The sequence below is a fragment of the Pectobacterium parvum genome (genome assembly GCF_020971565.1).
Classification (GTDB): Bacteria; Pseudomonadota; Gammaproteobacteria; order Enterobacterales; family Enterobacteriaceae; genus Pectobacterium; species Pectobacterium polare.
This window is the reverse complement of the sequence record NZ_CP087392.1, coordinates 2,143,985-2,166,352: the sequence shown is the minus strand read 5'-3', so window position 1 is coordinate 2,166,352 and position 22,368 is coordinate 2,143,985. Positions and strand designations below refer to the sequence as shown.

Annotated in this window: 21 protein-coding genes; 12 read left to right on the top strand and 9 right to left on the bottom strand. The window is 52.1% G+C overall.

The genetic code is table 11. The features are described 5' to 3' along the window. Positions 1 to 65: 65 nt before the first annotated feature. Entirely contained in the window at positions 66 to 659 is a 594-nt protein-coding gene (locus LOZ86_RS09815; RefSeq protein WP_039480635.1) for a hypothetical protein, read from the bottom strand. A gap of 497 nt (positions 660 to 1,156) precedes the next feature. Here LOZ86_RS09815 and LOZ86_RS09810 point away from each other — a divergent pair, with 497 nt between their 5' ends. Both LOZ86_RS09810 and LOZ86_RS09805 read left to right on the top strand, forming a co-directional pair. Next, complete coding sequence (locus tag LOZ86_RS09810; RefSeq protein WP_039481549.1) at positions 1,157 to 2,041, top strand: RNA ligase family protein; 885 nt, start codon at positions 1,157 to 1,159, stop codon at positions 2,039 to 2,041. Between the two features lie 5 nt (positions 2,042 to 2,046). Continuing rightward, positions 2,047 to 3,192, top strand: a complete 1,146-nt coding sequence (locus tag LOZ86_RS09805) for an AAA family ATPase (RefSeq protein WP_080728027.1) — start codon at positions 2,047 to 2,049, stop codon at positions 3,190 to 3,192. A 186-nt stretch (positions 3,193 to 3,378) separates the two neighbouring features. Here LOZ86_RS09805 and LOZ86_RS09800 read toward each other — a convergent pair whose 3' ends face one another. Beyond that, positions 3,379 to 3,636, bottom strand: coding sequence for a YcgL domain-containing protein (locus tag LOZ86_RS09800; RefSeq protein ID WP_039480629.1), 258 nt, complete (start codon positions 3,634 to 3,636; stop codon positions 3,379 to 3,381). Between the two features lie 136 nt (positions 3,637 to 3,772). Between LOZ86_RS09800 and minC the strand changes: the two genes are divergently transcribed. Genes minC through minE form a run of 3 tightly spaced genes read left to right on the top strand, consistent with a single transcriptional unit; the run spans position 3,773 to position 5,565 of the window. Further along, positions 3,773 to 4,459 (top strand): septum site-determining protein MinC, encoded by a 687-nt coding sequence (gene minC, locus LOZ86_RS09795; RefSeq protein ID WP_039512594.1) that lies wholly within the window; start codon positions 3,773 to 3,775, stop codon positions 4,457 to 4,459. Positions 4,460 to 4,479: 20 nt separating this feature from the next. Beyond that, positions 4,480 to 5,292 (top strand): septum site-determining protein MinD, encoded by an 813-nt coding sequence (minD, locus tag LOZ86_RS09790; protein ID WP_039480625.1) that lies wholly within the window; start codon positions 4,480 to 4,482, stop codon positions 5,290 to 5,292. A gap of 3 nt (positions 5,293 to 5,295) precedes the next feature. Further along, the gene (gene minE, locus LOZ86_RS09785) at positions 5,296 to 5,565 is read left to right on the top strand and encodes a cell division topological specificity factor MinE (protein ID WP_005968801.1); all 270 of its coding nucleotides are present in this window, start codon (positions 5,296 to 5,298) and stop codon (positions 5,563 to 5,565) included. 219 nt (positions 5,566 to 5,784) lie between these two features. Here the strand turns inward: minE and rnd are convergent, their stop codons facing one another. The 5 genes from rnd to yoaA all read right to left on the bottom strand — a co-directional run bounded on the left by rnd (position 5,785) and on the right by yoaA (position 12,453). Beyond that, the gene (gene rnd / locus LOZ86_RS09780; RefSeq protein WP_039480622.1) at positions 5,785 to 6,909 is read right to left on the bottom strand and encodes a ribonuclease D; all 1,125 of its coding nucleotides are present in this window, start codon (positions 6,907 to 6,909) and stop codon (positions 5,785 to 5,787) included. Positions 6,910 to 7,119: 210 nt separating this feature from the next. After that, complete coding sequence (gene fadD / locus LOZ86_RS09775; RefSeq protein ID WP_230243112.1) at positions 7,120 to 8,805, bottom strand: long-chain-fatty-acid--CoA ligase FadD; 1,686 nt, start codon at positions 8,803 to 8,805, stop codon at positions 7,120 to 7,122. A 200-nt stretch (positions 8,806 to 9,005) separates the two neighbouring features. Continuing rightward, positions 9,006 to 9,617 carry a Slp family lipoprotein gene (locus tag LOZ86_RS09770; RefSeq protein WP_039480616.1) on the bottom strand — a complete coding sequence of 204 codons (612 nt, stop codon included), beginning with the start codon at positions 9,615 to 9,617 and terminating at the stop codon, positions 9,006 to 9,008. A gap of 99 nt (positions 9,618 to 9,716) precedes the next feature. Beyond that, positions 9,717 to 10,418 (bottom strand): tRNA (adenosine(37)-N6)-threonylcarbamoyltransferase complex dimerization subunit type 1 TsaB, encoded by a 702-nt coding sequence (gene tsaB, locus LOZ86_RS09765; protein ID WP_039480614.1) that lies wholly within the window; start codon positions 10,416 to 10,418, stop codon positions 9,717 to 9,719. Between the two features lie 115 nt (positions 10,419 to 10,533). Continuing rightward, a complete protein-coding gene (gene yoaA, locus LOZ86_RS09760; protein WP_039480611.1) occupies positions 10,534 to 12,453 on the bottom strand; it encodes a DNA repair helicase YoaA in 1,920 nt (639 codons plus the stop codon). A 225-nt stretch (positions 12,454 to 12,678) separates the two neighbouring features. Here yoaA and LOZ86_RS09755 point away from each other — a divergent pair, with 225 nt between their 5' ends. Next, positions 12,679 to 13,023 carry a RidA family protein gene (locus tag LOZ86_RS09755; RefSeq protein ID WP_039480608.1) on the top strand — a complete coding sequence of 115 codons (345 nt, stop codon included), beginning with the start codon at positions 12,679 to 12,681 and terminating at the stop codon, positions 13,021 to 13,023. Between the two features lie 41 nt (positions 13,024 to 13,064). Here the strand turns inward: LOZ86_RS09755 and LOZ86_RS09750 are convergent, their stop codons facing one another. Further along, complete coding sequence (locus tag LOZ86_RS09750; protein ID WP_039481546.1) at positions 13,065 to 13,313, bottom strand: YoaH family protein; 249 nt, start codon at positions 13,311 to 13,313, stop codon at positions 13,065 to 13,067. 143 nt (positions 13,314 to 13,456) lie between these two features. Between LOZ86_RS09750 and pabB the strand changes: the two genes are divergently transcribed. The 3 genes from pabB (at position 13,457) to LOZ86_RS09735 (ending at position 17,250) form a co-directional block, all read left to right on the top strand. Next, the gene (gene pabB / locus LOZ86_RS09745) at positions 13,457 to 14,899 is read left to right on the top strand and encodes an aminodeoxychorismate synthase component 1 (protein WP_039480605.1); all 1,443 of its coding nucleotides are present in this window, start codon (positions 13,457 to 13,459) and stop codon (positions 14,897 to 14,899) included. Further along, positions 14,896 to 15,489, top strand: a complete 594-nt coding sequence (locus LOZ86_RS09740; protein WP_039480603.1) for a CoA pyrophosphatase — start codon at positions 14,896 to 14,898, stop codon at positions 15,487 to 15,489. Before pabB ends, LOZ86_RS09740 begins: the two co-directional genes overlap by 4 nt. Before the next feature lie 396 nt (positions 15,490 to 15,885). Beyond that, positions 15,886 to 17,250 carry an L-serine ammonia-lyase gene (locus tag LOZ86_RS09735; RefSeq protein ID WP_039480601.1) on the top strand — a complete coding sequence of 455 codons (1,365 nt, stop codon included), beginning with the start codon at positions 15,886 to 15,888 and terminating at the stop codon, positions 17,248 to 17,250. A gap of 127 nt (positions 17,251 to 17,377) precedes the next feature. Here LOZ86_RS09735 and LOZ86_RS09730 read toward each other — a convergent pair whose 3' ends face one another. Further along, the gene (locus LOZ86_RS09730) at positions 17,378 to 18,934 is read right to left on the bottom strand and encodes a TerC family protein (protein WP_039480599.1); all 1,557 of its coding nucleotides are present in this window, start codon (positions 18,932 to 18,934) and stop codon (positions 17,378 to 17,380) included. Positions 18,935 to 19,503: 569 nt separating this feature from the next. Here LOZ86_RS09730 and manX point away from each other — a divergent pair. From manX to LOZ86_RS09715, 3 genes are all read left to right on the top strand, one after another. Beyond that, positions 19,504 to 20,466: a PTS mannose transporter subunit IIAB gene (gene manX / locus LOZ86_RS09725; protein WP_039480596.1), complete on the top strand. Its 963-nt coding sequence runs from the start codon at positions 19,504 to 19,506 to the stop codon at positions 20,464 to 20,466. Positions 20,467 to 20,642: 176 nt separating this feature from the next. Further along, positions 20,643 to 21,440, top strand: coding sequence for a PTS mannose/fructose/sorbose transporter subunit IIC (locus tag LOZ86_RS09720; protein ID WP_039300201.1), 798 nt, complete (start codon positions 20,643 to 20,645; stop codon positions 21,438 to 21,440). 14 nt (positions 21,441 to 21,454) lie between these two features. Then, a complete protein-coding gene (locus LOZ86_RS09715) occupies positions 21,455 to 22,297 on the top strand; it encodes a PTS mannose transporter subunit IID (protein ID WP_039512598.1) in 843 nt (280 codons plus the stop codon). Positions 22,298 to 22,368 lie beyond the last annotated feature (71 nt).

Below are 22,368 nucleotides of genomic sequence, written 5' to 3'. Positions count from 1 at the left end.
AAATGTTGATGAGAAACCGTGGTGGTCTGTCACCGCTGACGCCTGTCCTGCTACGTCAGTACGGATTACTTTTTCAGCGCCAGCAGCGTTTTCCCCATCTCGACAACGAATTCATTCTGTTGCCCGATGACCTTATTCAGTCCGGCTTCATCCTGAATATTTTCAACCGTGTTGATCGCCTGCACTTCCAGCACGCGGCCTTTAATCAGCGTCGAACACAGCGAATGCAGAACCTTGTTATTCAGAATCGTTTGTAAGCAGCGAAAAGGCGTCGCACCGTCAATGTTTCCCGCACGCTGGTCGGGCTTAATACGTTGGCGCAGCATCTCTTTTTCGGTACTGGCGATCACCGCATCCAGATCGCTGGGTTTGGAGGCAATCGGGACATTGCCATCTCTATCTGGCGGCAGCATGAACAATGAAACCAACGCCTTATTGCCTGTCGTAGGGTCAACATATTCGGTCTGCACCATGTGGTTTGCCGGATCGACCACTTTGTCTCGCTGAATCATGTTCAACAGCTGCGCAGGCAACGCATCGGTAAGATCCTGCGTGGTATAGCCAACGAATAAATCTGGATCTTTTTTCTCTGCGACACCGTACAGCGGCAGCACCAGTAACAGACCCGCAATCCCTTTCTTTATCACACTGATTTTCATTATATTCCTCGACTCTTCATTGTGTGCATCCCCTATCTCACCACTCGCTATTCTTATCACGCTGACGTCGATAGCCTCTGGCCTTTTTACCACGTTTACACGCGACAACGCATTTTACAACTACAGGAAAGAATAGCATTTTTTATACAAAAACTTGTTGTCGGAGAATTCCTTCGCTAGAATCGCGCCGTTTACTCACCCCCATGTGTCATTTGGAGCCCCAAAGTGCCCTGTACGTCAGCCCCCCACTAACCGCCGACGACTGCATTAAGCAGCCTCGATTCGGCGCAGTCTGCGCCAGCGTTGGCTGCGGTACAAGTTCCCTGTTTTCCCCGCTATCGTGCGGAGCAGAAAACGAACCTCCCGCGTCCTCCCCCGCGACTCTGACCTCTTGAATGCCAGCGGCCAGCTATTGACTCGCGCCAGAATACGTTCGTCGGCCCTCTTTTTTACCGTAGATGGGCCTGGCTGCGCCAATAACGCAGCAGGCGAAAAACATGTATTTACATTCAATACCGTTATTAAAGTATCCGCGAACCCCGCATCTGGAAGGTTCACGTTTACAACCCGGCGATGATGCGTCGGATCAAATTGCACTGAAAGCGCTGGCAGGCCGTTACGTCGTGATCGAAGAAAAGATCGACGGCGCAAACAGCGGCGTGTCCTTCAATGAAACGGCAGAACTTTTGCTCCAGTCACGCGGCCACTATCTGGCTGGCGGTTCACGGGAACGGCAGTTCAACCAGTTCAAGCTCTGGGCTACCGCGCACGAAATGCGTTTTCTTGAGCTGCTGGAAGACCGTTTCGTGATGTACGGCGAATGGGCTTACAGCAAGCATTCCGTGTTTTACGACCGGTTGCCGCACTACTTTCACGAATTTGATATTTACGATCGTCGTGACGGTGTTTTTTTATCGACGGCACGCCGACACGCGATGCTGGCCGGTTCGCCCGTGTTGTCCGTTCCGGTGCTCTATGCCGGGGAGATGCCAACGAATCCGGCGTTGCTGTGGAAACTGGTGTTCCGTTCGCTGGCGAAAAGCCAGAACTGGAAGACGGCGTTTGAATCCACCGTTCAGCGTGAAGGCTTACCGCTCGCGCTGTGCTGGCAGCAAACCGATAAATCGGACCGTTCGGAAGGACTGTATTTAAAGGTTGAAGATGATGAACAGGTACTGGCACGCTACAAACTGGTACGCCATGACTTCATCCAGACCATTTTGGACAGCGGATCGCATCATTCCCGACGCCCAATTTTACCGAACCAACTGGCTGAAGGCGTTGATCTGTACGCGCCCTGTCCAACCCTATCCTGGGAAATGCTGGGGCTGAATACGCTGCGTTCTTTAGACGCACTCGCCGCCGCCATGCCCAATAAGTAAGGAGTATGACTATCATGGATTGGAATACCATTAGGGGATTGGTCCCCGCCTCTGGCGCGCAGCCAGATTTTGCTGATTGTCTGGACGCGTTTCCGGTGCTTCAACGCGCCAAAGAGACGTCGCAGGAGCCGCGCTATCATGGCGAAGGCGATGTCTGGACACACACCATCATGGTGGTCGAGTCGCTATTGAAGCTTCCCGATTACCAGAATGCTACGCGTGAGCAGCAAGAAATCTTGTTTTTTGCTGCGTTGCTGCATGACGTTGCAAAGTACCGCACGACGGTAATTGACCCGGTAACGGGTCAGATTGGTCAGCCGGGACACTCGCGCAAAGGCGCCATCGACGCCCGCGTGCTGCTATGGGATGCAGGCGTCCCGTTTGCGATTCGGGAAGCAATTTGCCGCTTAATTTCGGTGCATCAGGTGCCGTTTTACTGCCTTGAGGATGAACGCCGTCGGATGTCGCCGATCTTTACGATTCGCGAATTATCTTGGCAGTTGAGCATTCCGCTGCTCGCAACGCTGGCGGAAGCCGATATGCGTGGGCGCATCTGTCAGGATCAATCACGCGTGCTCGACAGTATTGAGCTGTTTCGCGAGCTGGCGCGGGAAGAAGGCTGTTACGGCCAGCCGAGATCGTTTGTCGATGCCCACACGCGCCTGAGCTATTTTCGCGGTGCCGATGTTCATCCAGACTATCCGCTGTTTCAGGAGCCGGGATCGAAAGTCACCGTGATGTGCGGTTTGCCCGCGTCGGGAAAAGACACCTGGGTGCGGACGCATCGGCGCGATTTACCCGTGGTGTCTTTCGACGATGCGCGAACAGAGCTGGGGCTGAAACACGGAGAGAATGAAGGAAAAGCCGTGCACTGGGCAACCGACAAAGCCCGTTCACTGCTGCGAACGCATGAACCGTTCGTGTGGAATGCCACGCATCTCAGCCAGCAAATGCGCACCCGCACGTTGGATCTGTGCTACGCCTACGGCGCAGAAGTGGAGATTGTCTATCTGGAGCGTCCGCGTCAGGAATTGCTGCGCCGCAACGGGAAACGAGACACCACATTGAGCAATAAAACGCTGCAAGGCATGCTGACGAAATGGGAGCTTCCCGCACCGACGGAAGCCCATGCGGTTAGCTATGAAAGCTAAGCAATCCATTTAAGGAGGGAAGCGGCGTCGTATACCACCAAAATGAAAAAATTAAATTATGACGGAGTAAAACGTGGAAGATGAATATTTATCGCGCGGAATATCCTATAAATAACCGAGATATTCCACGCCAAATTATGTTTGCGGCTTTATCTGAAAGTGTACCTTGGTATTATTTTTTTACACTTACACGGGCATGTTTAATAAGCTCTCGACCGGAGGAGGAACTTGCAGATAAAAACCCTGTTCCTCTAGCGCAAGTTTCACTTTTTCTATATCGGCATTCGCCAATTTTTTACGCCCATCTAACGGTAAGAGCATGGCTAGCTGCGGCGTGCCGAAACTTTTCATTAATTCTTCCGGCACGCGTGAGAAATCGTCTTTTTTTTCAACATAAAGATAGGTCTGATCGCGTTTCGCACTTCGATAGATCACACAAAACATTTTTTTTACTCTATTTGATGGGAATGCCATCTTGCCTGTATATAATTGTGACTATAACATGCTTACAGCGCTCTGGAATATCATGCCTTAAATGTTACTCTAGGGATTAAAAGATGCTGAAACTGAGTCAGGATAGATGTCACAAACGCCAATAGAGCTAAAAGGCAGCAGCTTTACCTTATCGGTTGTTCATTTGCATGATTCCCAACCTGAGGTAATTTACCAGGCACTACAGGAAAAAATAGAGCAAGCGCCTGCTTTCCTGAAAAATGCCCCTGTTGTCATTAATGTTGCTGCATTAACAGCGGAAACCGACTGGATAAAATTGCAGCAGGCCATTTCGTCAACTGGCCTGCATGTCGTTGGCGTCAGCGGATGCAACGACGACGAATTAAAGAAAACCATTGCACAAGCGGGGCTTCCCCTTCTGAGCGAAGGTAAAGCACAACGCCGGGTAGTCGAGCCCGTCGCCGCCGTTCCTGCTGCGGTGAAAACAAAAGTCATCAACACCCCCGTTCGCTCCGGCCAACAGATTTACGCTCGGAACTGTGACTTAATCGTCACAAGCAGCGTTAGCGCGGGTGCTGAGGTGATTGCCGATGGCAATATTCATATTTACGGCATGATGCGCGGCCGAGCCCTCGCAGGCGTTTCTGGCGATGTTCAGAGCCAGATATTCTGTACGCATCTGGCCGCAGAACTGGTCTCGATTGCTGGCCGTTACTGGCTGAGCGATCAGATCCCTGAACCGTATTTTGGGCAGCCAGCACGGATCAATCTGAACCAGCTGGACAATGTTTTAACGATAAAACCTCTAGACTAGAATCTCCCAAGGAAACATTTATGGCACGCATCATTGTTGTTACATCGGGTAAAGGGGGCGTTGGCAAGACCACATCAAGCGCGGCCATTGCTACCGGTTTAGCCCAGAAAGGAAAAAAGACGGTTGTCATCGATTTTGACATTGGTCTGCGTAACCTCGACCTGATCATGGGATGCGAGCGTCGCGTAGTGTATGACTTCGTCAACGTGATTCAGGGTGATGCCACGCTGAATCAGGCGCTGATCAAAGATAAGAGAACGGATAATCTCTACATTCTGCCAGCATCACAAACGCGTGATAAAGACGCGTTAACGCATGAAGGCGTAGAGAAAGTGCTCAACGATCTGGGCAATATGGAATTTGATTTTATCGTGTGTGATTCACCTGCCGGGATTGAAACCGGTGCGTTGATGGCGCTCTATTTCGCTGATGAAGCGATTATCACCACCAACCCAGAAGTCTCTTCCGTTCGCGACTCCGACCGTATTCTGGGCATTCTGTCTTCGAAATCACGTCGTGCGGAGCGTTCTGAAGATCCGATCAAAGAGCATTTGCTGTTGACGCGTTACAATCCAGGCCGAGTGAGCCGTGGCGACATGCTGAGTATGGAAGACGTTCTTGAGATCCTGCGGATTCCACTGCTTGGAGTGATCCCTGAAGACCAATCCGTACTCCGCGCCTCTAACCAAGGCGAGCCGGTCATTCTGGATGCGGAAGCCGATGCAGGTAAAGCCTACGCGGACACCGTTGAACGTCTGCTTGGTGAAGAACGCCCTTTCCGCTTTGTTGAAGAAGAGAAGAAGGGTTTCCTTAAACGACTTTTTGGGGGATAAATTATGGCTTTACTGGACTTCTTTCTGTCCCGCAAAAAAACGACAGCCAATATTGCCAAGGAACGGCTGCAAATTATTGTCGCGGAGCGACGCCGGGGAGATAGCGAACCCCATTATCTGCCGCAATTAAAGCGAGACATTCTTGAGGTTATCTGTAGATATGTACAGATTGATCCTGAGATGGTGACAGTTCAGCTTGAGCAAAAAGGAGATGATATTTCCGTGCTTGAATTGAACGTTACATTACCGGAAGCGGAAGAAACACCTAAATGATTTCTCTGCTGTAGTATCCCCTGCTTTTATGCAGGGGATATCTATTCCCGTCATACATAAAATTAAGTGCGTTTCACTTCATAATAAACTGTATATTTAGCCAGCCTTTTTTTCTTGTTTTGTTTTTTCACCGCATTCTTATCACCCTATTTGCTGCTTTTTTCATGATTACATCATCACAGCAAATAAGGCGGATTGATAAGACGTGTTTATCGGTGATTAATAGCCCTGCACAATTTCACGCAGTTCATCGCCATATAACTGACCGCGCCAGCCAGACAACATTTCCGGCATTCCCGCATCTTGCCCGCTTAATTTCCAGTGCCAGTTCAGCAGACGATTAATTTGGCGACGTGAGGCCAATAGTTCAGCGGATAATCCACTCTGTTCGCTCACGCGCTGCACCAGCGCTTTGATATCTTTAAACGCTTTTTTATAGCCGGGATAGTCGATCAAATTAATCACCGGTGGTGGGCAATCCGCATCAGCAATACCGTCCGTCTGTGCAACGCAGTCCAGCAGCGTTTTGCCGTGGTAGCGAATTTCCGGGCCGCTCAGCCCCAGTGAACTCAGTTCACCCAGCGACGTCGGCAGACAACGCGCCACCTGCAACAGGTTCTCTTCACGTACGACAAAATTCACTGCGCTGTCTCGCTCACGCGCTTTACGCAAACGCCACTCAGCCAGACGCTGAAGGCAAGCCAGATTCCGGCCACGCAGCTGCCAGGCGTTGCCAAATTCGCGATAGGCCAGCGCCGGCGCTAAAATATCCTGTTTGCGCTGACACAGCAGGAGACACTCATCCAGCGCCGCGTTCATCCACCCTGCGGCTTGCGTATCGGCCACCAGTTGAATAGCCATCGGTAACAGATAGAACACATCGGCAGCGGCGTAATCACACTGTTTTTCGCTCAGCGGACGTGCCAGCCAGTCCGTTCTCGACTCACTTTTATCCAGCGTCACGCCCATGTAGTCGGCCACCAGCGCAGCAAAACCATACGAGAGCGGCTTGCCTAAAAATGCGGCCAGAATCTGTGTATCAATGAAAGGCGTCGGCAGTGTTCCAAATGCATTGAGAAACACTTCCAGATCTTCGCTGCCCGCGTGCAGGAATTTAGTGACCTGTTCGTCACGCAGTAACGCCTGAAAAGGTGCCCAGTCGGTAATCGTTAACGGGTCGATAAGTGAAAGCTGTTCGCCGTCATACAATTGAATCAACCCTAATTGCGGGTAATACGTGCGGGTTCTGACGAACTCCGTGTCCAATGCCACCTGCGGAAAGCGTCGCGCCTGGGCGCAAACCTCTTGTAACCCGATGTCGGAAGTGATCAACTGATAATTCAAAACGTCATTCTCTTGGTTGTTTTTACTTTACGGTTCTGGGTCAAATCCGTATCGCCGTAAAAAATTCCCGGCGGATATTTTTAACGTCGCAAGCGACGGCCCATAGGGGACGGCTGCAAGTCCGCCATAAAAAAGAACGCCGGATAAACCGGCGTGAAAACATCATATCGCGTCCTGCCTCTCTCTGGCAGTCGTTTTCGTGGAAAATCGTCAGGCGGCAGCGTCTTTCTTCGCCGTTTTCTCGCCGCGTAATTCGCGACGCAGAATTTTCCCCACGTTAGACTTCGGCAGATCGTCGCGGAATTCGATCTCTTTCGGCACTTTGTAGCCCGTAAGGTTACGGCGGCAGTGGGTAATGAGTTCTTCTTTCGTTAACGAGTTGTCGCGTCTGACGACAAAGGCTTTAACTGCCTCACCGGAGACCTCATTCTCCACCCCAACCACTGCCGACTCGGACACTTTGGGATGACGGCTGATCACATCTTCAATTTCGGTCGGATAGACGTTAAAGCCGGAGACCAGAATCATGTCTTTCTTACGGTCGATAACCCGAAGGAATCCTTCATCATCAGACATGACAACGTCACCCGTCGCCAGCCAGCCGTCTTTTAACACCTCATCCGTTGCGGCAGGCTGCTGCCAGTACCCTAACATCACCTGCGGCCCACGCACCCACAGCTCACCGGATTCCCCCGGACCTGCGTCGTTGCCGTTATCATCAATGATTCTGACATCCGTTGACGGCATCGGTAGCCCAATACTGCCGCTGTAATGCTTCAGATCGTACGGGTTGCCCGATACTACCGGAGAACTCTCCGTCAATCCGTAGCCTTCGAGCAGATGTTTACCGGTCAATTTTTCCCAGCGCTCTGCCACCGACTGCTGCACCGACGCGCCGCCACCTGCGGATAGCCGCAGTGCCGAAAAATCCAGTTCATGGAATTCTTTATTATTGAGCAACGCGTTAAATAACGTATTCACGCCCGTGATTGCGGTAAACGGATACTGCTTCAGCTCTTTCACCACTGCGGGAATATCGCGGGGGTTAGTAATCAGGAGATTCTTCCCGCCCAGTTCAAAGAACAGCAGGCCATTCACCATCAGCGCATAGATGTGGTACAGCGGGAGTGCGGTTACTACCAGCTCAGTTCCTTCACGCAAAACGGCACCGTATGCGCCTTTACACTGCTCAAGATTCGCCAACATATTGCGGTGCGTAAGCATGGCACCTTTAGCGACGCCTGTGGTGCCGCCGGTATATTGCAGAAATGCCAGATCGGTATTGATAATATCGGGGCGAATATACTGTTGACGCCGCCCTTCTTGCAAAGCACGACGAAACGATATCGCATCCGGCAGATGATACTTCGGCACCAGCCGCTTAATGTACTTCACCACGAAGTTGACTAGCGTCCCTTTCGCCGTGGAGAGCTGATCTCCCATACGGGTCAGGATTACGTGCTTCACCGCCGTATTATGGACGACTTTTTCCAGCGTATGCGCGAAATTCGACACGATAACAATCGTGCTGGCACCGCTGTCTTTTAGCTGATGTTCCAGCTCACGCGGCGTATACAGTGGGTTAACGTTAACCACCACCAGACCCGCGCGCAACACGCCAAACAGCGCAACGGGATATTGCAGCAGGTTGGGCATCATCAACGCGACACGATCGCCCTTTTGCAATTTAAGCTGGTTTTGCAAATAGGCCGCAAACGCCCGACTCCGCTCTTCCAGCTTACGAAACGTCATCACTTCACCCATGTTGACGAATGCAGGTCGGTCGGCATAGCGCTTCACGCTATTTTCAAACATGTCAATCAACGACGAATAGCGGTCTGGATCGATTTCCGCCGGCACATCCGCCGGATAACGTGATAACCAAATTTTTGCCAAGACGTCACTCCCGAGATATTTTTTTAGTGGCATCGTCGTCGCCCTCAGAGGCTTGTTGTTATTAACATTATTTTAACTCAGCTTACCAGTTAGCTAACAAACAATGTTAAGGTTGCGAGAGCGATCACTAATTTATTCTTTATTCAAAAAAAATCAGGCAACCTGCGTCGCCTGATCTCAATAGCCCTATGGATAAGTTCTTATTCTGTGACAATATTCTCAATACGCGCCGGGCCAGGCCAACCGCCGTCAAATCCCCATCCAGGCCCCCAGCCGTAGCCGTAACCTGCACGCCATCCCCACGGGCCGCCATAGCCGCCGGGTGGTGTTATCAGACGCTGCACAACATTCCAGCGTTTGTAGCCTTGCGCGTCGATCACGACATAGCGATAGGGTTTATCCCCGATAGCGCCCTGTTCGGTGCCGACAATCGGCCCGACAACGGTAACCAGTTGGTCTTTAAAATCGACAGGTTCCAGAAAGCGATTCACATAGGCAATAAAGCGCCCTTCTGACGGCATATCCAGCAGCGGTTTTGCGCCGCTATCCAGCGGCATGCTGGCAATTTCCAGCCGCGTTTTATTCGCTTCATTGCGAATGCTGACTACTCGTCCGCCAAAACGTGATTCCTGACCGACATAAATCTGCGGCGCATTCATCACGCGTACTAAATCGTCCTGCGGCGTTGGCGACGTGCCTTTAATGGCATCCGGCACCGTGACACAGCCTGACAGCAGAAGCGCTGTCGCAACCAGCATACCGAGGCGTGCTTTTTTCTGATTCAGATGCACACTTTTTATTTGTACGGACATAGCACAACCCCCTCTTCAGATATCTGATAGTTAGACTGCTCAGCATCGAATAAGTTGCTGTTTATGACGGGTATACTTCACGCCAAATGTGCATTCTGACTAGTCGCGGCCGGGCAGTTTTTTCCAGGTCACTTCATTGCGCAGGTAGCGTGGTTGCGCATTCTCGACGCTGACCGCTTTTCCTGCCTGCCATAGCTGACAGGCCAGCGGCAACATGTCCTGCGCCTGCGGCAACAGCACCTCGCCCTTTGATAACACCAGTGAGGAATGGTTTACCAGTTCAGGGTAAGTTTCCCATCCGGTTCCTACCGTGGCCCATTCGCCTGACAGCGCGGCAGTTAACGCCTGCACCTGCTCAGGTTTCAAGACCGCCTCCTCAGATTCTCCCTGCCAGCCGCCGTCAGCATCGCGCTGATAGCAGCCCCAGTATACTTCTCCCATCCGCGCATCGATGGCCGCCAGCACCTGCGTTGCCTGCGTCAGGCGGAAAGCGCCCTGCGCCATGGTCGCCAATGACGAGACGCCAAGCAGCGGTAAATCCGCTCCCAACGCCAGCCCTTGGGCAATGCCGATACCAATCCGCACGCCGGTAAAGCTTCCCGGCCCCTGACCAAAGGCCAGTGCATCAAGATCCTTGAGCGTCAGGCCGCTGTCGGCAAGCACCTGCTGAACCATCGGCAGAATACGTTGTGTGTGTTCACGGGGACAAATTTCGAACAGAGAATGAATTTCACCTTCATTCCAGAGTGCGACGGAACAGGCTTCCGTTGCGGTATCAAGCGCTAGAATTCGCGTAGACATGCCAACCTCAGGCAGGATAAATAAATCTTAATGGCCCGTATCATAGCATAAGCCCCTGCCGTGCCGCAGCCATTCCCACCATCGGTCAGGCCATGCAGTAATCGCCAGTGAGGAATTATGTGTTACGCGTCAGGAAATTAATCGCCTGCCCAATGTCGCGGGTACGTGGCGTCGGCGGCAGGCTATTAAGGAACACGGCACCATACGGACGCATCACCAGTCGATTATCGCAAATCACAATCACACCGCGATCCTCCACATCACGGATGAGGCGACCCACGCCTTGCTTCAGGGTAATCACCGCATCGGGAACCTGTACATCGCCGAAAGGCTCACCGCCACGCAAGCGACAGTCTTCAATACGCGCCTTCAGCAGCGGATCGTCCGGTGAGGTAAACGGCAGCTTATCGATAATGACGCAGGAGAGCGTATCGCCACGCACATCCACACCTTCCCAGAAGCTGCTGGTCGCCACCAGCAAGGCATTACCTGCCGACACAAACTGCGACAGCAATTGCGCCTTGCCAGTTTCGCCCTGTAACAGCACCGGTAGCGTTAGCGTGGCGCGGAATTCGGCTGCCAAATCACGCATCATCTGATGCGAGGTACACAGCATAAAGCAGCGCCCCTGATTCGCCTCAATCAACGGTCGCAGCATCGCCGCCAGCCTTTTTGCTGCACTGGGACGATTGGTTTCCGGTAAATTACGGGGGACGCAGAGCAGCGCCTGATTGGCATAATCAAACGGGCTGGGTAACAGGAGCGTATTCGCGTTATCCAGCCCTAGTCTATCGGTGAAGTGGAAGAGTTGATCGTTAACAGACAGCGTCGCGGAGGTAAACACCCAGGCCGCAGGCTTCTCTTTTATCAGTTCACGAAAGCGATCGGAGACGGACAACGGCGTCAGCGCCAACACGAAATGACGTGAATTACATTCGTACCAGTAGCTGTAACCCGGTTGCTGCACGTCTTTCAGCCGTTTCAGGCGGTTGCGATAAAGCGTAGCGCGCTCAAAGGCGGCATCCAGCAGCGCTGAACGCCCGAGCGACAGTTTCGCAACGTCGTAGCACAGCTCCAGCGCATCATCCAGCAGCACCAGCGCACGCTGAATCAACGGCTGTTCGAGCACATCACGCAGATTACCGCGAAACCCCGGATCGCCCAGCGCCAGCCGAAAATCCTGCGTGCTTTGCGTCAGACGATCGGCACTTTTTTGCAGTTGAGAGGCGTCGCGCACTTCGGTGCGGTAAGCAATGATGATGTCTTTTGCCAGATCCAGCAGTTGGCGGCTGGAAAGCTGCTGCCCGAAATATTGGCTGGCGATATCGGGAATCTGGTGGGCTTCATCGAAAATGACGACGTCGCTTTCTGGGATCAGCTCCGCAAAACCGCTCTCCTTCACCACCATATCGGCCAGATAGAGATGGTGGTTAACCACCACGATATCGGCATCCATCGCCTTACGCCGTGCTTTCACTACGAAACACTCTTTATAGTGCGGACAGTCGCTGCCCAGACAGTTATCGTTGGTGCTGGTCACTAACGGCCAGATCGCGCTGTCTTCCGCAACGCCTGAACAGGTCGTGACATCGCCTTCCGTCGTTTCCGACGACCAGCCACGCAGCCGAACCAGTTCGCTCAGCGTTTCGCCGGGTAAATCACCACCGCCCAGCGATTGCTGTTCAAGCCGTTCCAGACAGAGGTAGTTCGAGCGACCTTTCAACAGCGCTAATTTGCCTTTGTACTTCAGCGCCTGCGCGATCGTCGGTAAATCACGGCTATAGAGCTGATCCTGTAGCGCTTTCGAACCGGTTGAAATGATGACTTTTTTATCTGAACGCAAGGCGGGCGCGAGGTAGGCATAGGTTTTACCGGTTCCGGTGCCCGCTTCCACCACCAGCGCAGTTTTATCGTCGATAGCCTGCATGACGGCCTGCGCCATCTGCCGCTGTGGTTCACGAGGCTTGAAGCCTGTGATCGCTTTCGCCAGCACACCGTCATTAGCAAAATCATCAATTACACGATCGTTCGTCACGCCTGCTCTCTTTTTCAAGGGAATGCTGTATCGGTAAGCCGCTAACCGTTTCAGGTCGCGGCAAAATATCGCGCTGATTATGCCAAGAGTCACCCAACGCTACCACCTTAAATCAGGAAAGCGTGCCGCAACCTGCTGTGTTAGGCTTGGCGGCTGGCATTGATTGATGTCACTCTTTTAATTATCCCCACTTTAATTATCCCCACAATGGAGAAACACCACCTCATGGCGATCACACGAATTAATCCTGAAGCACGCTGGTCAGACGCCGTCATCCATAACAACACTCTCTATTACACCAGCGTGCCAGAAAATCTGGATGATGACGCACAGGCGCAAACGGAAAACGCGCTGGGCGAGTTAGATGCGATCCTGCAACAGGCGGGAACGGATAAGAGCAAGCTGTTAGACGTGACGATTTTTCTCGCCAATGCGGATGATTTTGCCGCGATGAACGTCGCGTGGGATGCCTGGGTCGTGGCGGGTAGTGCGCCTGTACGCTGCACCGTGCAGGCTAAATTGATGCATCCGAAATTCAAAGTCGAAATCAAAGCGATTGCGGCGATATAAGCCACCGTCTTATATATCCAGAAGAGGGAGAGACATTGTGGTTACTGCTCTTCCTCTTCTTCACCATCATCAAAATGGTGTTCTTCGTCGCTGTCATTACTGTCATTAAATTCGTCATTCTCTTCGTCAAACATCATCGCGACGGTGTCACCTTGATGATTCTGACGGATCTCCGCCGCAACCAGTGCTATCGCCTGGCCGCTGCTCATGCCCTCAGACATGAGTTCCTGAATACGCTCTACAGCATCTTGCTGCTGCTTGTGCGTCAGCGCGGGCATACCTGCAATCATGATAGTTTCCTGGTTGGTAAATTCGCGCGTATCATCGCATGCCCGCTTCAGCATACACCAGCATTTCTGCTTTGTGGTACGCTGTGGTCAGGAAAATCGACGCGCTATCAACACAACCATACTGTAGACACAACACGAAGAACATGACTGCCGCCAATACGACTCACGTAACTGACACCAGCGATTCGACTATCGCGACGGCTGCCGCCGCTATTTATCACGCGCAGCCTTACTACCCGACCGTGCTGCTCGATCGCTTTGCGCCCTTTTCCCACCAGCCGTGGGCGATGTTGCTGCATTCCGGGTTTGCCGATCATCCGCATAATCGCTTCGATATTATAGTCGCCGATCCGCGAGTCACACTTTGCACGCGCGGAAGCAAAACGGAAATCACACGTGACGGTGTAACGAACATCGTGGACGGCGATCCATTCACTTTACTGCAAGAGCAGCTTGATTCATTGGCGTTGCCCGCTGAAGTACATCCTGATTTCCCTTTTCAGGGAGGTGCACTTGGCCTGTTCGGCTATGATTTGGGACGGCAGATTGAAACGCCGCCCGCACAGGCCGAGCAAGATATTGATTTACCGGATATGGCGGTGGGTCTCTACGACTGGGCGCTGGTTGCCGATCACCATCGAAAAACGTTAACGTTGATCGTACATCATTCCCTTCAGGCACGGCTCGATTGGTTAGCGACTCCGTCCGTTAACGCCCCAAAATCCGATTTCAGCCTTACCAGCGCCTGGCAGCCGAATATGTCACGCGAAGCATATGGCGAAAAATTCTGCAAAATACAGGACTACCTTCTGGCGGGAGACTGCTATCAAGTCAATCTGGCACAGCGCTTTTCTGCGGCTTACGAGGGCGATGAATGGCAGGCATTTTTACGACTGTCAGTAGGCAATAAAGCGCCCTTTTCCGCCTTCCTGCGCCTGCCGGAAAATACCGTCATCAGCGTATCGCCAGAGCGTTTTCTCTGGCTGGAAAATCACCGCATTCAAACGCGCCCGATTAAAGGCACACTGCCGCGCCTCGCCGACCCAGATGCCGATAAACAACAGGCGGTGCGGCTCGCTAATTCGGAGAAAGATCGCTCAGAGAACCTGATGATTGTCGATCTCCTGCGTAACGACATCGGTCGCGTCGCCGTGCCGGGCAGCGTCCGCGTGCCGGAGTTGTTCGTCGTCGAGCCTTTCCCCGCGGTGCACCATCTGGTCAGCACCATTGAAGCACAGCTACCGGAAGATTGCCCCGCAACCACGCTGCTACGCGCCTGTTTCCCCGGCGGCTCGATTACCGGCGCGCCCAAAATCCGCGCGATGCAGATTATTGAAGAACTGGAACCTCAGCGTCGCAACGCCTACTGCGGCAGCGTCGGCTACATCAGCCTGTGCGGCACCATGGATACCAATATCACCATCAGAACGCTATTAACCGAACACGGCAGAATTTACTGCTGGGCGGGCGGCGGCATCGTCGCTGACAGTCAGGAACAGGCTGAATATCAGGAAACGTTTGATAAAGTGGGCCGCATTCTTCCCCTGCTGGATGGCTCCCAGACAATTCAGGTACCGAGTCAATGAGTGAGATCGCCTTGCCGCCAACGGTTTTTGCGCTGAACGATTTTATTACGCGCTTTCAGTTACAGCTTCCGCCATCGCTGCGGCCTGTGCACCAGCAGCGTCAGGCTGCGGTTCTGGTGCCAATTATTTGTCACCCTACGCCCACGCTGTTATTGACCCGACGTTCTGCTGAACTGCGTAAGCATGCAGGGCAAGTGGCGTTCCCCGGCGGGGCGGCGGATAAAGAAGATCGTTCAATCATCGAAACGGCGCTGCGTGAAGCGCAGGAAGAAGTAGCTATCCCACCGGAAAACGTACAGGTGTTGGGCGTATTACCGCCGCTGGACAGCGTCAGTGGATTTCAGGTCACACCGGTTGTCGGGCTGATCGCTCCACAGACTCGCTTCCATCCCAATGAAGATGAAGTCGCCGAACTGTTTGAAATGCCGCTGGACGAGGCCTTCGCGCTGACGCGCTATTATCCACTGGATATCGAGCGCAAGCAGCAACGGCATCGGGTTTATCTTTCCTGGTATCAGCAGCAGTTTGTTTGGGGGCTAACCGCCGCCATCATCCACCAGCTCGCCTTACAGATTTCCGACAGGCTCTAAGCTTAAGGCCGCGTTCAGCGGCTTTTGGCTCACCACTTCTTTTCCCTCGCCAAATATCCTTATTTAAAAAGAGGCCTTTACGATCAAAAAACACCCACCCATAGCATTTACAATGACTTAGATCGTATTTAGGATAAGTTAAATTATGTGATGACATAAGTTTATTTCATGCGAAAAAGAAAGCCACACGACATATTCCACACTACAATAGCGCGATTTGACGAGTTTTATTCTAATCTTGGGGGTATGTATTCACTAAAATTCAGGTCATGTCTCGCTGGAACTGAAATCATCAGATAATTCTCAGCATAACTATCTGATTATGATGAAGGAACCGGATGCAGGCGATCAGATAACAAAGAGTGAGTACGGCTCTGAGTCTTTGAGGAGTTTCGCGTGATAAGCGTTTTCGACATGTTTAAGATCGGTATTGGCCCCTCTAGCTCTCATACGGTTGGACCGATGAAAGCCGGTAAACAATTTGTCGATGAATTGATCGACCAGGATCGACTGACCGCAACCACGCGCATTGCCGTCGATGTGTATGGCTCGCTGTCGCTGACGGGTAAAGGCCACCATACAGATATCGCTATCATTATGGGTCTGGCGGGCAACATGCCAGATACCGTTGATATTGATGCCATTCCCGGTTTCATCCGCGATGTTGAGCAACGCGAACGCCTGCTGCTGGCTAACGGGCAGCACGAGGTAGATTTCCCACGCGAAGGCGGTATGGTTTTCCGCAGTGAAAATCTGCCGCTGCACGAAAACGGCATGACGGTCACCGCCTTTGCTGGCAATAAAGAAATTTATAGCAAAACCTATTATTCCATCGGTGGTGGCTTCATCGTTGATGCAGAGAATTTTGGCAAAGACAGCGCCACTGATGTATCCGTTCCTTATACGTTCAATTCCGCCAAAGAGATGCTGGATCACTGCAAACAAAGTGGCCTGTCGCTTTCCGGGATGGTGATGCGTAACGAGCTGGCGCTGCACAGCCGTCAGGACATTGACGCCTACTTCGCCGATATCTGGCAGACAATGCGTGCCTGTATCGATCGTGGCATGAACACCGAAGGCGTATTGCCCGGCCCGCTGCGCGTACCACGTCGTGCCTCTGCTCTGCGTCGTATGCTGGTGTCTACCGATAAGCTGTCCAACGACCCGATGAACGTGGTGGACTGGGTCAATATGTTCGCGCTGGCGGTGAACGAAGAAAACGCCGCAGGTGGCCGAGTGGTTACCGCGCCAACGAACGGTGCGTGCGGCATCGTCCCTGCCGTCCTCGCTTATTACGACCACTTCATCGAGCCCGTTAGTCCGACCATTTATATTCGTTATTTCCTCGCAGCGGGCGCGGTCGGCATTCTGTACAAAATGAACGCCTCCATCTCCGGTGCCGAAGTGGGCTGTCAGGGTGAAGTGGGCGTCGCCTGTTCCATGGCCGCCGCTGGACTGGCAGAGCTGATGGGCGCGAGCCCGGAACAGGTTTGCGTCGCCGCCGAGATCGGCATGGAACACAATCTGGGTTTAACCTGCGATCCGGTTGCCGGCCAAGTACAGGTTCCGTGCATCGAACGTAACGCGATTGCTTCCGTTAAGGCGATTAACGCTGCCCGCATGGCGACCCGCCGCACTAGCGAAGCACGCGTCTCGCTGGATAAGGTGATTGAAACCATGTACGAAACGGGTAAAGACATGAACGCCAAATACCGCGAAACCTCACGGGGCGGACTGGCGATTAAAGTACAGTGTGATTAACGTACTCTGTAATTAAAAAGCAGTGTGAGCCATTCGTTTTAACTCCACACCTGCTTTTATTCACACCACGAAAAAGCCCCGCCACATTGGCGGGGCTTCATTTTGTCATCTACTTACGCAGAACGACTTACGCGTCTTCATCCTCTTCCCGATCGACGATACGTTCTACACGCACCAATTCAATACGGTATTCGGACACTTCGATGATGTGGAAGCGCAGGTTGTACAACTCAATGATGGCACCGACTTTCGGGAATTCATCACTATGCGCCAACAGCATTCCTGCCAGTGATGCATACTCTTCCTTCGGATCAACCAGCTCGCTGCTATCCACCACCTGTTGCAAAGCGTGTAGATCCGTTCCGCCTTTCACCAGCCAGCCTTCGCCGTCTGGGATGATATCCAGCGTTTCGTCTTCATCCGGGAACTCACCCGCGATCGCTTCCAGTACGTCCAGTGGCGTGACCAACCCTTGCACCACACCAAATTCGTTGGCAATTATGACCAGGCTACCTTTCGCACGACGCAGAACGGGCAGCAGGTTAATCACATCCAGCGTTTCCGGCACGACGATAGGTGGGTTAGCCGCAGCAAAATTTTCCACATCAGTTTGTGTTTCCAACGCCACCAGCAGATCCTTGGCACGGACCACGCCGATAATTTCATCCAGCGACCCGCGACAGATTGGGAACAGGCTGTGAGGCGTATCCAGCAATTGCATACGGATCTGTTCGACAGAACTTGCACTATCCACCCAGGAAATTTCAGTCCGCGGCGTCATCACGCTACGCAGTGAACGCGAGGCTAACGTCAGCACGCCGCTGATCATATTGCGCTCTTCTTCGGCGAATTCCTCTGTTGTGAGCTTCTTCTGCGGTTCATCAGAATCCACATCGTCCGTGTTTTTCCGTGAGCCCATCAGGCGCAGAATGGCCTCTGCGGTACGTTCACGCAAAGGACGGTGCGACTGATGCTTCATAAAGTTATGACGGGCAATCTGGTTAAACATTTCGATCAGGATAGAGAAGCCAATCGCCGCGTACAGATAACCTTTAGGAATATGGAAGCCAAGACCTTCCGCCATCAGGCTCAAACCAATCATCAGCAAGAAGCTGAGACACAGGACAACCACCGTTGGATGTTCGTTAACAAAGTTGGTCAACGGTTTAGAAGCAATCAGCATGACACCCATTGCGATGATCACCGCCGTCATCATGACGCCCAAGTGATCGACCATGCCCACCGCAGTAATCACAGCATCCAGCGAGAACACGGCATCCAGCACGACGATCTGCGCCACCACAGCCCAGAAACTCGCGTGGGCACGATTGCCGTTGCCATCGTGCGTTTTATTCTCTAGCCGTTCATGCAGCTCCATCGTAGCTTTGAACAAGAGGAACACACCACCGAACAGCAAAATCAGGTCACGACCCGAGAAACTGAAATCGCCAAGGCTAAACAATGGACGCGTCAGTGTGACCATCCAGGAAATCAAAGACAACAGCCCCAGACGCATTAACAGCGCCAAGCTTAAACCGATAATGCGGGCTTTATCTCGCTGTTTGGGGGGTAATTTATCCGCCAAAATGGCGATAAACACCAAATTGTCGATACCCAGAACAATTTCCAGTACCACCAGCGTCAATAAGCCTGCCCAGATTGAAGGATCTAGCAAAAATTCCATGTCAGACTCCAGAAAATGAACGAGCAGATGACATCAATGCATGAGCCGCATTGAATGGTAATAAAAAGAGTTGGTGTGAATCAGAGAGATTCTGAATGTGGTCTGAGTGACCAGCTGAGTACAGAAAACCGCCAGCATTAGCGGGAAAACAGAGAACGTTTTGTCGGTGACAGTCCATGGGAAGGGCTGATGCCCAGTGCTCCTAAGCAATTTAAGGGACGTTTACTCTAACAGGTTGTTACCAATTTTCACAAAGAATTTCTTCCGGCCGACTTCGCATTGATAACACGCCCAAACTTTCCCATTCAGAGCCCTTTTAGCCCTTGGTTTAACTGGTCAGCATTAGAGCATCATCACACTATTTATTTTTTCGATAAGTAAAATAAATCTGTCAGTCACGATTTCTAACCTGACAACCTGGAGGAACACAGTGAATGTCATGAATCCACGGTAAAATTTTTTCTTGCAGCCATACTAATACCGCGACGGTTAACGTTCAGCTTGTGAACGCTGACCCGGTTTCCTGACACATTGACTCTTTTTTGATCGTGAACGTGAGGAGGTAGCAAGTGAGTATTGCAATCATGTTATGCACTCACGGCGCCACTGCGGGACCGCTGTTAAAGACAGCAGAAATGATTCTTGGCGAGCAAAGTAATGTCGCCTGGATTGATTTCGTTCCTGGAGAAAACGCCGAAACATTGATAGAAAAATATCAGGAAAAACTCACGCAGTTAGACACATCACAAGGCGTGCTGTTTCTCGTTGATACCTGGGGCGGCAGCCCGTTCAACGCCGCCAGCCGCCTCGTCACCGACAAAGAAAACCATGATGTTATCGCCGGCGTAAATATTCCCATGCTAGCGGAAACCTTTATGGCTCGGGATGATAACCCGTCCTTCTCCGATCTGGTTTCTATCGCGTTGGAAGCTGGTAGAGATGGCGTAAAAGCCCTAAAGCATCAGGAAAAAGCCAAAGTAGCCCCCCTTTCTCCTCCACCGCCCCCAAAAGCTGTCCCCACACCGGCAGGACCCGGCGAACATATGAAGATTGGGTTGGCGCGTATCGACGACCGTCTGATTCATGGTCAGGTCGCCACCCGCTGGACGAAAGAAACCAATGTTTCACGCATTATTGTTGTCAGCGATGAAGTTGCTGCCGATCACGTGCGTAAAACGTTGCTGACTCAAGTTGCGCCACCGGGCGTTACCGCGCACGTGGTGGATGTGGCAAAGGCCGTTCGTGTTTATGACAATCCGAAATATGCCGCCGACCGCGTGATGCTGTTGTTCACCAATCCGACGGATGTCTTAACGCTGATCGAAAATGGCGTAAATATCACCTCGGTCAATATTGGCGGGATGGCATTCAAACAAGGAAAAACGCAGGTGAATAATGCCGTCTCTATCGATGAGAAGGATATTGCGGCATTCCGTGAATTAGATAAACGCGGTATTGAATTGGAGGTTCGAAAAGTATCAACCGATTCCCGGATTAAAATGATGGACTTGATTAACAAAATGCCGCGTTGATACCTATCGTGCTGCGAAGGTTATTAACGCTACTGTCACCATCAATAATAGTTTTATCGACCTGACGATTTTCAAGATAGGTATTTATGTCGACATTGAAAATTTTACGTTGACATAGAAAATCAACGGGGATGGCGATTTATTTTTACTCAGACACATTTTATAGGAGAAGTACGATGGAGATTACCACACTTCAAATTGTGCTGATATTTCTCGTCGCTTGTGTTTCGGGGATGGGTTCGATTCTTGATGAATTCCAATTCCACCGTCCACTCGTCGCTTGTACGCTGATTGGCGCAGTATTAGGTGATTTAAAAACCGGGATCATTATTGGCGGTACGCTGGAAATGATCGCGTTAGGCTGGATGAACATCGGTGCAGCTGTGGCACCAGATGCGGCGCTGGCGTCCATTATCTCAACCATTCTGGTTATTGCTGGCGGTCAAGGGATTGGTGCTGGGATTGCTCTGGCAATTCCGCTTGCGGCAGCTGGGCAAGTCTTAACCATCATTGTTCGTACCATCACGGTTGCGTTCCAGCATGCGGCGGACAGCGCGGCAGAGCGAGGTAATCTAACGGCTATCAGTTGGATTCACGTCTCCGCCTTGCTGCTTCAAGCCATGCGTATCGCGATTCCTGCCGTGATCGTTGCCGTTTCCGTTGGCACCGACGCCGTTCACGCTCTGCTGAACTCCATCCCAGACGTTGTCACTAACGGCTTGAATATCGCCGGTGGGATGATTGTCGTTGTTGGTTACGCGATGGTCATCAACATGATGCGCGCGGGTTACCTGATGCCGTTCTTCTATCTTGGTTTCGTTACCGCTGCCTTCACTGAGTTCAATCTGGTGGCTTTGGGCGTAATCGGTATTGTGATGGCGGTGCTGTATATCCAACTCAGCCCGAAATATAACAAGGTTCAAGGCCAGTCTGTCGCATCAGGCAATAACGGTCTTGATAACGAACTGGATTAACAGGAGTGAGAGAAATGGTCGAAAATACGAAAGTCAAAAAACTCACTGACGGCGATATCCGCGCGGTGTTTATCCGTTCCAACCTGTTTCAAGGCTCCTGGAACTTTGAACGTATGCAGGCACTCGGCTTCTGTTTTTCCATGGTGCCAGTGATTCGCCGTCTTTATCCTGAAAATTCGGAAGAGCGTAAACAAGCAATCAAGCGCCATCTGGAGTTTTTCAATACGCAGCCTTTTGTTGCCGCTCCGATACTCGGCGTAACAATGGCGATGGAAGAGCAACGTGCTAACGGTGCTCCTATTGACGACGCGGCAATAAACGGTCTGAAAGTCGGGCTGATGGGGCCACTAGCGGGTGTCGGCGACCCAATATTCTGGGGTACCGCCCGTCCGGTATTCGCTGCGCTAGGCGCAGGGATTGCCATGAGCGGCAGTCTGTTGGGGCCAGTGCTCTTCTTCGTCCTGTTTAACCTGGTTCGCCTGCTGGTGCGTTACTATGGCGTCGCCTACGGCTACCGCAAAGGGATCGATATCGTCAGTGATATGGGCGGCGGTTTCCTGCAAAAAATGACCGAAGCGGCTTCTATCCTCGGCTTGTTCGTCATGGGGGCATTGGTCAATAAATGGACTCACGTCAACATCCCGATGGTGGTGTCGACAGTGACGAATCAGAACGGGGAAACCACGGTGACCACCGTTCAATCCATCCTTGACCAGCTCATGCCGGGGCTTGTTCCCCTGCTGCTGACGTTCGGCTGTATGTGGCTATTACGGCGCAAGGTAAATGCGCTGTGGCTAATTATGGGCTTCTTCGCCATTGGTATCTTCGGGTACTGGATCGGCCTGCTCGGCGTGTAATGTTCAGTGGCCGGGTGCCAACACGCCCGGCCATTTTATTCACGAACACAGATAGTTAACGGACAAGGGTA

Bases quoted from the DNA above. Each gene is read 5' to 3' on its own strand.
- LOZ86_RS09740 (WP_039480603.1), top strand. From the start codon at position 14,896: ATGAGTGAGATCGCCTTGCCGCCAACGGTTTTTGCGCTGAACGATTTT.
- LOZ86_RS09800 (WP_039480629.1), bottom strand. From the start codon at position 3,636: ATGTTTTGTGTGATCTATCGAAGTGCGAAACGCGATCAGACCTATCTT.
- LOZ86_RS09770 (WP_039480616.1), bottom strand. From the start codon at position 9,617: ATGTCCGTACAAATAAAAAGTGTGCATCTGAATCAGAAAAAAGCACGC.
- minC (WP_039512594.1), top strand. From the start codon at position 3,773: ATGTCACAAACGCCAATAGAGCTAAAAGGCAGCAGCTTTACCTTATCG.
- LOZ86_RS09810 (WP_039481549.1), top strand. From the start codon at position 1,157: ATGTATTTACATTCAATACCGTTATTAAAGTATCCGCGAACCCCGCAT.
- minD (WP_039480625.1), top strand. From the start codon at position 4,480: ATGGCACGCATCATTGTTGTTACATCGGGTAAAGGGGGCGTTGGCAAG.
- pabB (WP_039480605.1), top strand. From the start codon at position 13,457: ATGACTGCCGCCAATACGACTCACGTAACTGACACCAGCGATTCGACT.
- LOZ86_RS09815 (WP_039480635.1), bottom strand. From the start codon at position 659: ATGAAAATCAGTGTGATAAAGAAAGGGATTGCGGGTCTGTTACTGGTG.
- LOZ86_RS09755 (WP_039480608.1), top strand. From the start codon at position 12,679: ATGGCGATCACACGAATTAATCCTGAAGCACGCTGGTCAGACGCCGTC.
- tsaB (WP_039480614.1), bottom strand. From the start codon at position 10,418: ATGTCTACGCGAATTCTAGCGCTTGATACCGCAACGGAAGCCTGTTCC.
- LOZ86_RS09720 (WP_039300201.1), top strand. From the start codon at position 20,643: ATGGAGATTACCACACTTCAAATTGTGCTGATATTTCTCGTCGCTTGT.
- LOZ86_RS09715 (WP_039512598.1), top strand. From the start codon at position 21,455: ATGGTCGAAAATACGAAAGTCAAAAAACTCACTGACGGCGATATCCGC.
- LOZ86_RS09730 (WP_039480599.1), bottom strand. From the start codon at position 18,934: ATGGAATTTTTGCTAGATCCTTCAATCTGGGCAGGCTTATTGACGCTG.
- minE (WP_005968801.1), top strand. From the start codon at position 5,296: ATGGCTTTACTGGACTTCTTTCTGTCCCGCAAAAAAACGACAGCCAAT.
- LOZ86_RS09750 (WP_039481546.1), bottom strand. From the start codon at position 13,313: ATGATTGCAGGTATGCCCGCGCTGACGCACAAGCAGCAGCAAGATGCT.
- LOZ86_RS09805 (WP_080728027.1), top strand. From the start codon at position 2,047: ATGACTATCATGGATTGGAATACCATTAGGGGATTGGTCCCCGCCTCT.